Source organism: Bacteroidota bacterium (assembly GCA_016715945.1).
Classification (GTDB): domain Bacteria; phylum Bacteroidota; class Bacteroidia; order Bacteroidales; family F082; genus JALNZU01.
Map to the genome: position 1 here is coordinate 1,457,973 of JADJXJ010000001.1, position 15,756 is coordinate 1,473,728.

The window sequence follows — 15,756 nt, forward strand, 5'->3', positions numbered from 1 at the left end:
TTAGAACCTCACCATACGACCGGAATCCACAGTCTGGTTTCCGCTGCCGCCGGTGACAATGAGGCGGTAAAGATACAATCCTTTGGGAACAGGCGTGCCTGAATCGGCTTTTCCGTCCCAACAGATGGGCTGGCTGCGGAAACTGCTGCTGACAATCTCCTCCCTGATGCTTTTTACCCTTCGCCCGTCCATATCGAAAATGTCGATCACGACAGCGAGGCGTTCGCCGTTCTGGTTGTGATTGAAGACAAAGCAGGTGCGATCGCGGAAAGGGTTAGGATAGTTGAACAGTTCGTTCACCGTTACGGTGTTTTTCGGGATCACCTCAAAGCTGATGCTGGCAGTGTTGGAATTGTTCAGCACGTCCCAGGCACGCAGGGTTATGGTGTGCCTGCCGGGATTTAGCCCAATGATGGGGAAACTTACCGAACCCTCATTGCTCTTGTCGAGTGCGGCAGTGTAATAGTCGTTCAGAATGGCCATGCGTTCAGTGGCGCCTTCAATCCATGCCACAATGTCGTGCCCAATGCCTGCCCCTGTGGTATTGATACCGCTTTCGTCGCGAAGCAGGGCAATCAGGACAGGGTTTTCGCTGGTGAAACCGCCATCGCGGAAGGTAGTGTCGCCCATGAATAACCGGATTTCCGGCCCTTTGTCATCGGAGAGCAAATTTCCCGAAAAGCCACCCACAATAAAGTCCTCTGTGCTGCCGTGGGCGTCGCCCACACTGCCTGTGGCATAATGGCTGATTCTGCCGGTGCCAAAACGATAGGAAATATCTTTCGGAACAATAAATGAGAACTCAAAGTGGCCGTTGATTACACTGGCTACACCTTTGTAGATGATGCTGTTGCGGGTAGTAAATGTCTGCGGGAATCCGTTCTGGTCGCCTGCCGTGGTGATGGTTGCAGCCTTGTCGTAGATTGTCGTGAACACCTTGCCATCGAAATTCTGCAATGTTTGCCCGTTGCGGCTGGTGATCTTCCCCCGGATGCGCACTTCCGAAAGCGCCTTGATGGTGTCGTTCTGGCCTATGGAGCCGAGTGCTTTATCGTTGATATGGGTGGTTTGCACAAGGTGCTCAGGATAGGTGAGTTGCAGGGCCGGGTCGCCAAGCAGCACAAATTTGCGGTCGTTGGCGTCTCCGGCTATTTTGGAGCGCCGCATGATGTCACCAAAACGAGCACGTTCGCCGTTGTAAGGTTCAAAGATATTGTTGTTGTAGATGGCTTTGTTCAGGCGCAGGTTTGTGCTGGCATAGGTAGCTCGTGCGGTGGTAAACATGGCAATGGCTCCGCCGTCGGGATTCAGAAAAACCATTTCGCCGGCTGAGAGTCGCGATGGATCATCATAACGTGAAAACTCGCATGTGGCGGTGATGAATACCGGCATGCGGTTGCGATTGCGCCAGCTCTGAATGTCGGAGATCTCCAGGATACGCTCCTCGGCCCAGCCAACCTCACCGCCATGGCCGCTGTAGTTCACTAACAAGGCTCCACGCTCCATCCGACTGTTGATGGCCTCATTCACTGCAGGCGCTTTCTGACCACTTGGGGTGGCAATTTGTGGATATGCATCAATATAGAATTTATTGATGTTGAACGGAGGATTCCGTTGTTCCACTACTGCCACAAGCTCCTCTGCATCTTTCATGTGCCAGTTGGAGTCGCCGTCGTCGGCCACAAAAACCAGCTCATTGCGCCATTCACTGAATGTTTCTGGGTTTTTATCCACGTAGCGCAACACTTTATCCACCATTTGGCGGGCTTCCTGCAAAGTAGTCACCGGGAAACGTCCAATACCTATGTCGAGCAGGTTAGGACCTGTTCCGCCTTCGTTGGGGTCAAGAAACCCGTAGTAATCGTCTGTGGCTATGGACAGTACCAGATTGAGTGAGCTGATGGTCTGGTAAGTAGGCACAAGGTTGTTGTTGCCGTTCAGTTTGTCTTTGTAGTCGAACGAAGCATCGCCAAAGAGCAGCAGATAGCGCAGTTGTTTGCCCGGCGAGGAGGCCGTGTAAAGCATCCGGGCGAAGTCGCGTATGGCAGTAACATCCTGTGCTCCAGACGAAAACTCATTGTAAATGGGACCAGGCGTGGTCACATACACCGTCAGCCCACTGTGCTGCCTGTGAAATTCTGCCAGGCGATTAGCTTCATCAATCAGGCTGGGATGCGATATAATAAGGTAGTCAATGTCGCGTACGCTGTGCAGGTTTTGGTTGGCCACCGGCCCGACGTTTTCGATACTGAAAAAGCTGCTGTTGTCGAACAACACAAAGTTTCTTCTTGTCTGGGCGGGCGCCGCAAAGCTGAAACCTCCCGATACTGGATTCAGCGGACGCGCCACCGCATTGGTGTGATCGGTGACGTCCCACAACTGAAGTCCTGATCCTGAGCCCGTTATCTGATACAGATAATCGCCCTGAGGTATTGTGCGATGGTTGCCAAACAGGAGTTGTCCCCCCTGGAAAACGAGGTTGCGCCATGCATTCACACGGATGTAGTCGAGCCAGCCGCGGGCTGAACTCACCGACCTGGTGAAGCGCAGGTTTACATTGATGCCGTTGCCCGAAGGCATCACCTCGATGGCAGCTCCGTTGTTTTTGGCATAATCGTACCCCGTTGCTTGTGTGGGTTCGATGGGGATGTTGGCACGAAGCTGACCGTCCACATAGAGCTGGAAACCTGCCGGGCCAAAATTCCTGGCGGCCACCTCGGCTTCCACCCTGGCCGGACGGCTTGCAACCAAGTTGGGGAAATCAAACGGATAATCGCGGCTCAGCGTGATGTCGAACAGCTCGCCGTACCAGGTGCGGCCGGTGTTGGAAAGATTGACCAGATCCTGCTCAGCAACCTTGTAATCAATGAAATCGCTTATCGTCTGCTGAACCTCACCCTGACTTTGCTGCATCTGAACACGCTTTCCCGGCCCCAGATCGGTGGTGATAAAATAATAGGCGTAATCGTCGTAATAGGCCGGGGTGTGCTCGTAATAAGCGGTGGAAGGATTGAAATCCCACCTGACAGGTCCTTTGGCATAGAACAGAATGTAGTCGCTGCTGTTGAACACCCCGTCTTCCTCCCCAACCACGAGGATGGCATTCTCGGCCAGGTCGTCGATGCGAGGCGCAGAATTTGGCTCGGGCAACACCCCTCCCCCGTTTCCGTAGATGCGGATATTCCTCGGATCAAGACCCGCGGTACTGATGCCCATAGCCTGAAGATTGGCAGCTGTGATGCGGTGGATGCCGGTGTTGCTCACCCTGAACTTGAACCACCTTCCGCTGGCAAGCACTGAATGATCAGCAAAAACAGCCGCACCAGCGTTTGCATCGGTCTCATCCCACAACTGAGGATACTCCGCAGTGATGGTGTAATCGAAAGCGAGCAGGCGTTCCACCCTGCCATCCACGGTTTGCCTGAGCGAATTTACCTGCCACCGCAATACTTTGAGGTCGCGCGAGCTGCCCGTCTCCACATTGGTCTCAAAAGTTGCAGGCAAAACCACGGCAGCCGGAAGTGAAATTTCTTCAGGGTCCGGGTAATCTACCTGAACAGGCATCACAGTCAGATTGTAGCTGAGACGCTCATCCATCACTGGCAGCATTCCTGCATATTGGGGCAATAGCGGACTGATGTGGTTGTACACCGCTCCATCGAAATAAGGCCTGAATAAAGTTGTCTTTCCAGGAAGATGCAGGGTATCAGGCCTTTGCCAATTCAGGCTGACGCGACCCGAGGCAACAGGCTCTTCCGCCTGCACATGAATCGATGACAACAGTAAAACATAACCCACAAACAAAACAGCCATGTGCAGGGAATAGCTCCCGCAAGAGCTCCGGTACAGCATGGCCGGACTGAATTTATTTTCCGGAAAATGTTTTATCAATTGCATGAGCTTAATCAACATCGGGTGGCTATGAGAAGTTCATCGAAATAAAGAGGCTATCTGATCCAGGGAAGCACGCACATACTATTCCAGGAAGTTTGCTTCAGTCTGAAAACGATAACGACAATAGTTTATTGCCGGCTATGATTTTCAAAGCTAACGATTAAAAGTGTATCATTGCAGCCTCATTTCGGGCTGGAATGCCGTTTTCGTTGCTCACCACAAAAGCTTTTACACTTACTTTGCGAGTTAGCTCGCTACCGAAGGGTCTCATTTTCAGACCGATCCAAGATTTTTTTAATCGCTTTTCCGGATTTCCGTCTGAAGTAAAAACAGCGATGCGCACGCCACTGGCTACTATGTGTTTTTTGCTTTTTTGGGCACAATCTGCGTCAGGACAGGATGTTGGTTTCAGTCAGTTTTTTGCGGCGCCGCTTTACCTCAATCCAGCCCTGACAGGACAGACGGAGTGCGGACGCATTGGCCTGCAATACCGCAATCAGTGGCCAGGTATTGGCAAAGCATTTGTCACGTACAAGTTGTCGTACGACCAGCATCTGCCTGAAATCCAGAGCGGTTTTGGGTTTCAGGTCATGCAGGACCAGCAAGGCAACGGGTTGTATAGCCGCACATCGGCTGGTGGTTATTTGGCCAGTCAGGTACAGATTGGTTCATCGAGCAGTCTGGCAGCAGGAATCAAGCTGGGTATGCTTCAGGATGCACTCGACTGGAACGCCATTCAGTTTCCAGACCAATTGATCAATATCGACGGCACAACAGGCGAGCAGCCCCCGGCCCAAACCAGCAGGCTGACCCCTGACTTTGGCGCAGGCTTGTTGTTTTCGTTCGACGACAGGCTGCTGATTGGTCTGTCGGCCGACCACATCAACAGGCCCTACCCGGGAATGTTTGGCGAGGACCACCGGCAGTTGCCCATGCGCTGGGCTGCCCACATTGGGTGGCGGAAAAGCCCGAACAGCAACCGCTATCTGAAGTCTGACGACGAATCGCTGGTGTTTCAACCCAATATACTATTTTTGCAACAGGGAAACTTCAGGCAAATCAATGCCGGTTTGTATGTGAGCAAGCATCAACTGGTGGCCGGAAGCTGGTTCAGGCACACCATTGCTACGGCAGATGCCCTTCAGGTGATGGTGGGAATGAGAGGCAACGGATTGACAGTTGGTTACAGTTACGACATCACCATTTCGGGTGTCGGGCTCAATGCCGGTGGTGCTCACGAAGTTTCACTCAACTGGGAACTCTGCATCGAACGCGAAACAAAAAGAAAAGTACGCGCAATAAAAGCACCTGTATTTTAGTTATTAAACGCCAAACAAGAAACATCTCGCCAACAGCGAACTCGTATAAGGATGAAAAACAATTTGATTCTTTTTGCAGCAGCCGCTGCAATTGCATTGTCAGGAGCATGCAGCAAGAAACAGGTTTCGCGCTCCACAGGCTGGAACTACAACGACCCGAAATTCGGAGGCTTTGAGGTAGCCAAGGAAAAAGAACAGAAAATCGGCCCGGGTCTGGTGCCCATCGAAGGCGGAACTTTTCTGATGGGCAGCACCCAGCAGGATCTGCTTTACGAATGGAACAACGTGCCGCGCAGGGTCACGGTTCCTTCTTTTTTCATGGACCAGACCGAAGTGAGCAACCTCGATTATCTGGAATACATTTACTGGCTGGAACGTGTTTACGGTCAAGATTATCCCCAGGTAGTGCAGCGTGCCCTGCCCGACACCCTGGTGTGGCGCGACAGGCTGGCATACAACGAACCCCTCGTTGAGCTGTATTTCAGGCATCCTTCATACCACGATTACCCGGTGGTGGGGGTATCCTGGGTACAGGCCAATGAATACGCCAACTGGCGTACCGACCGTGTGAACGAGCTTCAGCTGATTAAGGCAGGCATCCTGGATTTCGATCCCGATCAAAAAAATGAGAACAACTTCAACACCGAAGCTTATCTTGCCGGCCAATACGAAGGCCGTGTGAGAGATGGCAAACGCGACCTCGATCCAAGCGGCACAGGAGTGCGTAATGTACGTTTTGAAGATGGCATCCTGTTGCCCAAATATCGCCTGCCCACCGAAGCCGAGTGGGAGTATGCTGCTTTGGCGCTTATCGGCAATACTGTGAACGAGCGCATTGTGGAACGTCGCGTTTATCCGTGGAATGGAAACGGGCTCAGAACCGACCATAAAAAATACATGGGCAGTTTTGTGGCCAACTTCAAACGGGGCCAGGGCGACTACATGGGTATTGCCGGCAGCCTGAACGACGGCGCTGCACTGCCTGCACCGGTTGGCTCCTACTGGCCCAACGACTTTGGCCTGTATAATATGGCCGGAAATGTGGCCGAATGGGTGCTCGACGTGTATCGTCCGCTCTCGCATGAGGATGTTGCGGATTACAGCCCCTTCCGTGGCAACATCTTCGTAAACAAAAAACGTGAAGCAGATGGTTCCATTGCCCTGAAAGACTCCCTGGGCAGGCTGCAATATGTCGAAATTACTCCCGAAGAAGCCGCCAACCGGAAAAACTACCGCCGCGGCTATGCGGTGAACCACCGCGATGGCGATTATGCCTCCACCATCCAGAGCGACTGGACCAACCTGCAGGAAGACCCCAACTCCACCGCCAAGATGTACGACTACGGCAACTCTACCCTCATCTCCGACAAATCCAGGGTTTACAAAGGTGGCTCGTGGGCCGACAGGGCCTACTTCCTCAGCCCCGGTACTCGCCGTTTCCTCAACGAAGACGAGGCTACCAACTACATCGGCTTCCGCTGCGCCATGAACAAAGTCGGAAGCTCGATTGCAAGAAAAAGATAAGCTTCAGTAAAACTAAAAATAAACCCCGTCCAGCCGATGCGATGGGGTTTTTTACTTTATTTGAATATGGAAATCAAGGCGCTTTACGACATATTTCTGAAGCAGGGCAGCGTGAGCACCGACACCCGCAGCCTGCAGAATGGCGACATTTTTTTCGCGCTCAAAGGCCCAAACTTCGATGCCAACAAACTCGTGCTTAAAGCGCTCGAACTGGGCGCAAGTTATGCCGTGGCCGATGATGCCAGCCTTTCGGATGATCCGCGCATCATCAAAACGCCGGATGTGCTCACAACGCTTCAGCAACTGGCCAACCTGCACCGCCGCAATTGCAAGGCAACAGTGATCGGTATCACAGGCAGCAATGGCAAAACAACTACCAAAGAACTGATGGGCAGGGTGCTGTCGAAAAAATATGAAACCCTCATCACTCCAGGTAACCTGAACAACCACATCGGACTGCCGCTCACACTTCTTCGACTGAAAGAAAGCACCGAATTGGCTGTGATCGAAATGGGTGCCAACCACCAGGGTGAAAACCGCAAACTCTGCCTCATCGCCGAACCCGATTACGGACTGGTGACCAACATCGGCAAAGACCACCTCGAAGGCTTCGGGGGTTATACCGGAGCTATCAATGCCAACAGCGAACTTTACAGCTACATCAGCGACAAAGGCGGTATGCTCTTTGTGAATCGCGACAACGAACTGCTCGACAGGCTCTCGACACGCATCCGAAGGTTCACCTATGGGTCCTCGGTGGATAACGACCTCTACGGCGAATTGATCTCGGCCGACCCCTTTATCCATATCGCCTGGGAGTATGGCCCCATGCAATCGGTTGTAAAAACCAGACTGATAGGCGATTACAACACAGAAAATGTGCTGGCAGCCATTGCTGCGGGCTGCAGATTCGGCATCGAAAAGCAAGACATCAACGATGCCATTGCAAGTTATGAACCACGAAACAACCGCTCACAACTGGTTGACACCGGGCGCAACCGGGTGATCCTGGATGCCTACAATGCCAACCCCAGCAGCATGGAGGCTGCCATACGCAATTTTGAACAGATTCGCGGCAGGCGCGCCACCTACATCCTGGGCGACATGCTCGAGATGGGCATATACAGCGAAGAAGAGCACGCCAATATCCTCCGCCTGCTCACCGATCTCGACGCAGACTCGGTCATCCTGGTGGGTAAGGAATTCGGAAAGGTGTACGGAGGCGACGACTGGCTGCATTTTGAGCACGTGGACCAACTGATCAAACACCTCAGCACGAACCCCTTGCATGGCCACGACGTACTGATCAAAGCCTCCAGGGGTATCATGCTCGAAAAAATATTACCTTACCTCTGATGATTAAGCACGACTATTATGCACTTGGACTCATGTCGGGAACTTCGGCCGATGGCCTCGACATGGCGCTTTGCCGCTTTTTCAAGGAAGACCAACAGTGGCATTACGAGATTGTGGATGTGAGGTATCAGCCCTATGATGCTGAATGGCACCACCTGCTGACTGATGCTATGACACTGGATATGAAGGCTTTGAAAAGCCTGAGCAAAAACTATGCGGTGTGGATGGCCCGACAGGTGAATGCTTTTGTGGCCGACACGGGCATCTTGCCCCGGGTGCTGGCCTCGCACGGACATACCGTGTTTCATCAGCCGGGCAAAGGCCTTACCCTGCAGATTGGCGACGGGCAGACCCTGGCCAACCTGACAGGCCTGACCACGGTGTGCAATTTCCGTGAAGCCGATGTGATCAATGGCGGACAAGGCGCTCCGCTGGTTCCGGTGGGCGACCAGCTGCTGTTTGGCGAATACGAAGCGTGCCTGAACATCGGCGGAATCGCCAACATCTCCTATAGCGTGGACCACCTGCGCATTGCCTATGATGTGTGTCCGGCAAACCAGGTGCTCAACATGCTTTCGGAGCGTGCCGGACAAGCTTTTGACGAGGGCGGCCGCCTGGCCATGAAAGGCAGCCTGATTCCGGATCTCTTCGAAAAGCTCAACAAGCTCGAATATTATTACCTGCCTTATCCCAAATCGCTCGGACGCGAATGGGTAATGGAAAACATCCTGCCTTTGATGGATCGTCAGGCCAGCACCGAAGACCTTTTGTACACTTTTTGCGAGCACATTGCCTGCCAGGCAGGAAAAGCTGCCGGACGCTTTGACCAGGGACGTATGCTCGTTACCGGAGGCGGCGCTTTCAACACCCACCTGATGGAACGCCTTCAGCACTACAGCCCGCTGGAAGTGGTGATTCCGGACGACCACCTCATCTCGTTCAAAGAGGCCATCATCTTCGGCTTCCTGGGCCTGAGGAGGTTGTTGAACAAAACCAACGTCTGGTCGAGTGTGACAGGCGGAAAATCGAACCTGAGCAGCGGCGACATCTTCGAAACACAATAAAATTGGCCGGCTCAGACTATCTTTGCACGCTTTTGCGTTATCAAGGCTGAATTAGTCAAAAAACAGAAAAATAAACCCAATATGTTGCTTCAGACCCTATTGCAAATTCAACCGGTGCCCAACAGTCTGGGCGAAACTGCACAACCAGCCGAGATTTCACTCTCGGTTATCGAGCTTGCCATGAAAGGTGGCTGGATCATGCTGGTGCTGGCGGTGTTTTCGGTGGCAGCGGTTTATGTGTTTGTGGAGCGTTATCTGGCCATCACCAGGGCTTCGAAGCACGACAAAAACTTCATGAACAATATCAGGGAATATATCCACGCCGGCCGGCTCGATTCGGCCATAGCCCTGTGCCGCAATACCGATTCGCCCATCTCGCGCATGATCGAAAAAGGACTCTCCCGCCTGGGCAAACCGCTCAACGACATCAACGCGGCCATAGAGAACGTGGGGAAACTTGAAGTAAGCAAACTCGAAAAAGGTGTGGCCGCCCTGGCTACCATTGCCGGCGCAGCCCCCATGCTCGGATTCCTGGGTACGGTTATCGGGATGATCCGCGCATTCTACGACATGTCGATGGCAGGCAACAACATCGATATTGCCCTGCTGAGCACCGGCATCTATCAGGCCATGATCACCACGGTGGGCGGGCTCATCGTCGGTATTCTGGCTTTCATCTTTTACAATGTGCTGGTTTCGAGGATCGAAAAGGTGGTTTACCTGCTCGAGGCCCGCGCCACCGAGTTTATGGATGTGCTGCACGAACCTGCACGCTAATAATCCGGGCATATGGCAATTCAAACAAGAAACAAACGCATGGTCGCGTTCAGCATGGCATCCATGTCGGACCTGGTGTTCCTGTTGCTTATCTTTTTCATGCTCACCTCTACCCTTGTTGCGCCCAATGCCATCAAGCTGCTGTTGCCATCGAGCAACAGCAAAACCATGGCCAAACAAACGGTGACCGTTTACATCAACGAGGCTTACGACTTTTTTATCGACGACACCCAGGTTGATCCGAAAATGCTCAGCCAGCTGCTTGCCCCCATGCTTGAGGGCGACGCCGAAGGCACAGTGGTTTTGCGCAGCGATCACACCGTGCCGGTGCAGTATGTGGTAGATGTGATCGACGCTGTGAATGAGGTAAATAACCTTCAGAAAACCAACCATAAAGTGATACTGGCTACAAAACCCCGCAGATGAATCTCTACGGCAGTTATGGAAATGAGGAGCTGAGCAGCCGCGAAAAAAAAGACAGGCTGATTGCTGCGGTAGCAGCCATCGTGCTGCATGCCCTGCTGTTGCTTGCCCTGCTGTTTCTGGCACTGCGTACCCCCTTACCTTTGCCGGCCGAACAAGGCGTAGAGGTCAATCTTGGTTATGCTGACCAGGGTATGGGACGGATTCAGCCGGTACAGGAATCGGCTGCAAGCCAGGCAGCTGCAACGCCAACGGCCGCACAACCTGCAAGGGAAGAATTTGTCACCCAAAACACCGAAGAAGCCCCTGCCCTGCCCGAAAGGCGCACCGAACGACCTGCCAGTCGCGACCTTCGCCCGGTGCGCACCGAGCCGGCACCCCGGCCACAGCCCGAGACACCTCCGGCCCAAACGCCACCCGCTGAGCCTCAGCCCCGCGTCAACGAGCGGGCTTTGTTCAGAGGCAGCGGCACAGGAACAACAAGCGGATCGGAAGGCATCACCGGTCAAACAGGCGATCAGGGACGCCCCGATGGCCTGCGCGAAGTGACACGCTACGACGGCCAAGGCGGTCAGGGAGGCGGCCCGGCATTCAGCCTCGGTGGACGCGGCGCACGTTTTCTCGACAAACCCGGCAGCAACTTCAGGGAACAAGGCAATGTGGTGGTGGATATCTGGGTGGACAAAAACGGAAAAGTGGTTCGCGCCGAGGTGAGCCTGCGCGGCACCACCATCGTGGACAGCAACCTACGCAATCAATCCGTCAGGGCAGCACTCAACTCGAGCTTTACCCCCGACCCCAATGCCCCCGACCTCCAAAGAGGCACGATCACCTATACTTTTATCATAGGCAATTGATTCATGAACTACAACGACACCCTGGCCTGGATGTACGACAAGCTGCCCATGTTTCACCGCATCGGCGCCGCAGCCTATAAGGCCGACCTCTCCAATACCATCAGACTCCTCAACCATCTCGGCAATCCCCAGCACCGTTTCAAAAGCATCCATATCGCCGGAACCAACGGAAAAGGCTCCACTTCGCACATGATTGCCTCGGTGCTGCAGGAAGCAGGTTACAAAACCGGACTCTTCACCTCGCCCCATCTTACCGACTACCGCGAACGCATCCGAATAAACGGAGAGATCATTGATAAAGAATATGTTACCGATTTTATTACCACCCAAAGGCAGGCTTTTGAAGAAATGGGCCTCTCGTTTTTCGAGATGACCACCGGTCTTGCCTTCGAGTATTTTGCCAGTCAACTGGTGGATATTGCCGTCATAGAAACCGGCATGGGTGGCCGGCTCGACTCCACCAATCTGATCCGTCCGCTGGTGAGCGTGATTACCAATGTGGGCTATGACCACATGCAGTTTCTGGGCGACACCCTGCCCCTCATCGCAAAGGAAAAAGCCGGCATCATGAAAGCAGATGTGCCGGTGGTAATCGGCGAATGGCATCGGGAAACTTTCAGGGTCTTTGAACAGCATGCCGCTGAAGTGGGTGCGCCCCTCACCTGGGCCGAGAAAGTGTTCGATGCCGTGAGGATAGAAACCGGAAACCACCAGGTGCAAACTTTCGACCTGTGGAAAGACAGCACCCCTTTTGTGGAACAGCTGGAGTTTCCGTTGCTGGGCCATTATCAGCAAAAAAATCTGATCACCGCCTGCACCGCCCTCGATCTGCTGGGCAACCATTTCGACCTTGAAAAGAAACATTTCAAGGATGGCCTGGAAGCTGTGGTGCGCAACACCGGACTGCGGGGCCGCTGGCAAATCATCAGCCGCAACCCGCTGGCCATTGCCGATACCGGCCACAATGCCGACGGAATAAAAGAAGTGGTGATGCAGCTCAGACAGATGCAGTTTCAGCAGTTGCACTTTGTACTGGGCATGGTCAGCGACAAATCGCACGACGCCATCCTGCAGTTGTTGCCCCGTCATGCCGAATATTATTTCTGCCGGCCGGATATTCCCCGTGGTCTTGCGGCCGAAACCCTGGCCAGGCAGGCCGAGGTGTACAACCTCCGCGGCAAGGTATTCGACTCTGTAAGAGATGCCTACCACGCTGCCCTGAACAATGCCCGGCCGGGCGACATGGTGTTCGTGGGCGGCAGCACGTTTGTAGTGGCCGAAGTGGTCTGAACCATCTAACAAATAATAATCATGAAAAAAGCAAACCTTGCCCAGATCAAAGAGTTTCAGCGATACCGCAACACTGCAATTGTTGGCATATCTCGCGACCCAAAGAAGTTCGGATACCAGCTCGCCGAAATGCTCCTGGCGCAAGGCTACCACCTTCGGCCCATCCACCCCGATGCAGAAGAGATTCTCGGCCTGAAGTGTTTCAGATCGGTCAGTGAGCTGCCTCCGGATACGGATTCCATGATCATCGTCACTCCCAAAGAAGCAACCGCCACCTACCTGTCGGAAGCACTGGCAGCCGGCATCAGGCAGATCTGGATCCAGCAGTTTTCTGATTCCCCCGAAAGCGTCGGGATAGCGGCCCAAAGTGAGGCAAATGTCATATTTGGTCGCTGCCTGTTTATGTATTCCAACCCCAAGGGCATCCATCGTTTTCATGCCCGCCTGGCGAAGCTTTTTGGTGTAAAGGCCAGATAATCAAGCCTCCTGTACGCCCGTCTGATACATCGGGCTGAGGTTGAACTTTTCGGGGTGACGGGCAGTCTTGTCTTTATAGAAGTCCTGAATGATTTTGAAGTCCACATCAAAATCGCCGGTTGGGTAAATCACCGGTCCGAAGCCGCCAACCCTGCGCTTGTAATCGATGAACCCAATGACGATGGGCACATTGGCCCGCAGGGCGATGTAATAAAAGCCACGTTTCCATTCTGTTACCAGCCTTCGTGTGCCCTCGGGTGTGATGATCACGTTGAGCACATCGTAATGATCGAACATCTCGGCAACCTGTTCTACCAGATTGTTGCTTTTTTTGCGATCGACAGGGATGCCCCCCAATGCTTTTACCAGCCCACCCAGAGGGTGATCGAAAGCCTCCCGCTTGATCAGAAACCGCACAGGCACACCCAGCTTCCAGTAGGCAAGCCTGCCAATCACAAAATCCCAGTTGCTGGTATGCGGAGCAGCGATGATGACGCACTTTTTGATGTGCGGAGGCACCGAGCCGGTGACTTTCCACCTGATCAGCCAAAGGATAAACCCGGAAATGTATTTCATGGGCTTCAGATTTGGTGGGCTAAAATAGGTTTTTACAGCCCAGCTTTTACAAAGCTCTACAAATCAATTACTTACAACAGTAAAACGGGCAATGCTTACTTTGTTGCCCGTTTGCAATTGCAGATGGTAAATGCCCGGGGAAAGTCCTTTCAGATAGAGCACCGGATTGTCGGACGTAAGTTGCCTGCTGAACATCAACCTGCCATCAGCGCTGAAAACGCTGACTGTGGCCTGGCCCGAAATCTCGGGCGACATGAGTTGCAGTTTGTCGCTTGCAGGATTGGGAAACACCCTGAGCACAGACAATGTATTGTCGCCCAGGCCCACATACCAGGTCATGAACTGCAGCGGAGCTGACCAATTGCTCACATAAACGTTCTCGCACCATGCCCTGACGTACACCTCATACGTGGTTTGAGGATTCAGGCCCTCAAGCAGGTACGATGGCTGGTTCAGTCCCTGGATGAGCGTGCCTTCGGTATTGGGATTAAAACCGGGAAGTCCCCAGGCCAGGTCCCAGGCCTGAACAGAGGCAGGCGAAACCCACGAAAGATGAGCAAACTGTTCCCCAAGGGCCAGGATGGAAAGCGAAAGCGGTTCCGGACAAACCATAACCTGCTGGAAAACAGCTGTAAGCGAACGGTTGGCCAGGGCCACAAAACTGTAGGTGGCCTCCTGCGAAACGGTTTGTCCCTGCTCGGTCCATGCCACAAACTGATAGCCGCTGTTGGCCTGAGCGGTAACTGTAACCGTCTGGCCGTAGGTGTACACCCCGCCTCCACCCACAGTACCGTGCTCCGGACTGGATGCAGCCACTTCGATAACAAACGTCTTGAGCGAAAACCTCGCTGTGAGCGCCAATGCGGAAGCCGGCATGGAAAACGTGTAAACCGGATCGGTTGACAGGATGGTGCTTCCCTGGTTCCAGCTCATGAAGTTATACTCCGGATTTGGAACGGCTTCCACGGTAACCTGAGTATTGTAGGCATAATTGCCTGCTCCGCTTGCCTGTCCGGCACCTGAGGGATTCACGACGATCTGAAGCGGATAAAGTATCTGTTGAAAATTGGCCTGCAGCTGCAATGGCGAGGCAGGCATGTTGAAAGTGTAGGTTTGGCTGGTCGAAACAGTCTGACCGTTGGCCGTCCAGCCGGTAAATTCCCAGCCTGTCAGCGGCTCTGCCTGCACCGTAACCTGGGTATTGTAGAAATAATTTCCTGCCCCGCTGACTGTTCCGCTGCCTTCGGGATGGACTGCGATTTGCAGGGGATAGGCAATCTGCTCAAAGTTGGCCCAAAGCAAAAGGTTGGAAGCGGGCATGGTGAAAGTGTAGTTGGGATCGGTCGAAACCAGCTGGCCATCGAGCATCCAGCCGGTAAACGCCCAGCCGGTGTTTGGCACGGCCTGCACCTGCACTGTTTGACCGAAAGTGTAGGTCCCGGCCCCGCTCACACTCCCGCCCGCAGTCGGATTCGACTGAAGCTGAAGCACATACGAATTTAACCCAAAATTAGCCGTAAGGGTAACATTTTCGGCTGGCATAGGGTAATCGAATTCAGGCAGGGTGGAAACCACCTGCGCATCGCGCGTCCAGTTGATGAAATAATAGCCCGGATTGGCAATGGCCGAAAGGCTGGCCGATTGTCCCGGCAGGTAGGCCCCTGCCCCGCTGAGTACTCCGGCTTGCGGAGGGGAGGAAAGCAGGTCGAGCTGCCAGGTTTGCAATACCATCCCGTTCTGGTAGTTCACCGGAAGCAGGCTGTTCAAACCGGCTACCTGGCTGCCGTGCATGAACGTGAGCGGCACATCGCCCACAGCCAGACGCGTAAAATTGAGGTAAAACATCACCACCGGCTCGGTGCAATTGATGGGCGCCTGCACATTGGAATACTGCAAACTCAGCATACCGTTTACGGGGATGGCGGCCACATTGCTCACAGCGCCAGGACTGATGCCGGCAAACTGAAGTTTCTGGTTATCGTAACTCAGAAAAAGATGAAAACCTGTCACAGCACCCAGACCCGGGCCTCCCATACGGATGGGAACCTGTATGAAACTATTTTGGCCATCAGGCTGCACACCTGCCTGCTGAGCCCTCAGAAAGTGCTCAGGTTGAACAAGAAGCTGTGCACTTGTTTTCGAATGAATTTGAATCAGCAACAGCAGCAACAGCAGACTGAGCAATTTGCGCACATACAT

General features: G+C 53.5%; 12 protein-coding genes. 9 read left to right on the forward strand and 3 right to left on the reverse strand.

What is annotated here, in order from left to right; all coding sequences use genetic code 11:
- Positions 1-3,912: a type IX secretion system sortase PorU gene (gene porU, locus IPM52_05515; GenBank protein MBK9291066.1), complete on the reverse strand. Its 3,912-nt coding sequence runs from the start codon at positions 3,910-3,912 to the stop codon at positions 1-3.
- Positions 3,913-4,229: 317 nt separating this feature from the next.
- Here porU and IPM52_05520 point away from each other — a divergent pair, with 317 nt between their 5' ends.
- The 9 genes from IPM52_05520 to IPM52_05560 all read left to right on the forward strand — a co-directional run bounded on the left by IPM52_05520 (position 4,230) and on the right by IPM52_05560 (position 12,981).
- On the forward strand, positions 4,230-5,213 hold the full coding sequence (locus IPM52_05520; protein ID MBK9291067.1) for a PorP/SprF family type IX secretion system membrane protein: 984 nt from the start codon (positions 4,230-4,232) through the stop codon (positions 5,211-5,213).
- A 51-nt stretch (positions 5,214-5,264) separates the two neighbouring features.
- The gene (locus IPM52_05525) at positions 5,265-6,737 is read left to right on the forward strand and encodes an SUMF1/EgtB/PvdO family nonheme iron enzyme (GenBank protein MBK9291068.1); all 1,473 of its coding nucleotides are present in this window, start codon (positions 5,265-5,267) and stop codon (positions 6,735-6,737) included.
- 66 nt (positions 6,738-6,803) lie between these two features.
- Positions 6,804-8,093: a UDP-N-acetylmuramoyl-tripeptide--D-alanyl-D-alanine ligase gene (locus IPM52_05530; protein ID MBK9291069.1), complete on the forward strand. Its 1,290-nt coding sequence runs from the start codon at positions 6,804-6,806 to the stop codon at positions 8,091-8,093.
- Positions 8,093-9,157: an anhydro-N-acetylmuramic acid kinase gene (locus tag IPM52_05535; protein ID MBK9291070.1), complete on the forward strand. Its 1,065-nt coding sequence runs from the start codon at positions 8,093-8,095 to the stop codon at positions 9,155-9,157. The genes IPM52_05530 and IPM52_05535 overlap by 1 nt, the downstream gene beginning before the upstream one ends.
- 81 nt (positions 9,158-9,238) lie before the next feature.
- Entirely contained in the window at positions 9,239-9,934 is a 696-nt protein-coding gene (locus IPM52_05540) for a MotA/TolQ/ExbB proton channel family protein (protein MBK9291071.1), read from the forward strand.
- Between the two features lie 12 nt (positions 9,935-9,946).
- Positions 9,947-10,360 (forward strand): biopolymer transporter ExbD, encoded by a 414-nt coding sequence (locus IPM52_05545; GenBank protein MBK9291072.1) that lies wholly within the window; start codon positions 9,947-9,949, stop codon positions 10,358-10,360.
- A complete protein-coding gene (locus IPM52_05550; GenBank protein ID MBK9291073.1) occupies positions 10,357-11,214 on the forward strand; it encodes a TonB family protein in 858 nt (285 codons plus the stop codon). Before IPM52_05545 ends, IPM52_05550 begins: the two co-directional genes overlap by 4 nt.
- A 3-nt stretch (positions 11,215-11,217) precedes the next feature.
- Positions 11,218-12,504, forward strand: coding sequence for a bifunctional folylpolyglutamate synthase/dihydrofolate synthase (locus tag IPM52_05555; GenBank protein MBK9291074.1), 1,287 nt, complete (start codon positions 11,218-11,220; stop codon positions 12,502-12,504).
- 21 nt (positions 12,505-12,525) lie between these two features.
- Positions 12,526-12,981, forward strand: a complete 456-nt coding sequence (locus IPM52_05560; GenBank protein MBK9291075.1) for a CoA-binding protein — start codon at positions 12,526-12,528, stop codon at positions 12,979-12,981.
- On the opposite strand, the gene IPM52_05565 is transcribed toward IPM52_05560, so the two are convergent.
- Both IPM52_05565 and IPM52_05570 read right to left on the reverse strand, forming a co-directional pair.
- Positions 12,982-13,557, reverse strand: coding sequence for a 1-acyl-sn-glycerol-3-phosphate acyltransferase (locus IPM52_05565; protein ID MBK9291076.1), 576 nt, complete (start codon positions 13,555-13,557; stop codon positions 12,982-12,984). It lies immediately after the preceding gene.
- A 63-nt stretch (positions 13,558-13,620) separates the two neighbouring features.
- Complete coding sequence (locus tag IPM52_05570; GenBank protein MBK9291077.1) at positions 13,621-15,756, reverse strand: InlB B-repeat-containing protein; 2,136 nt, start codon at positions 15,754-15,756, stop codon at positions 13,621-13,623.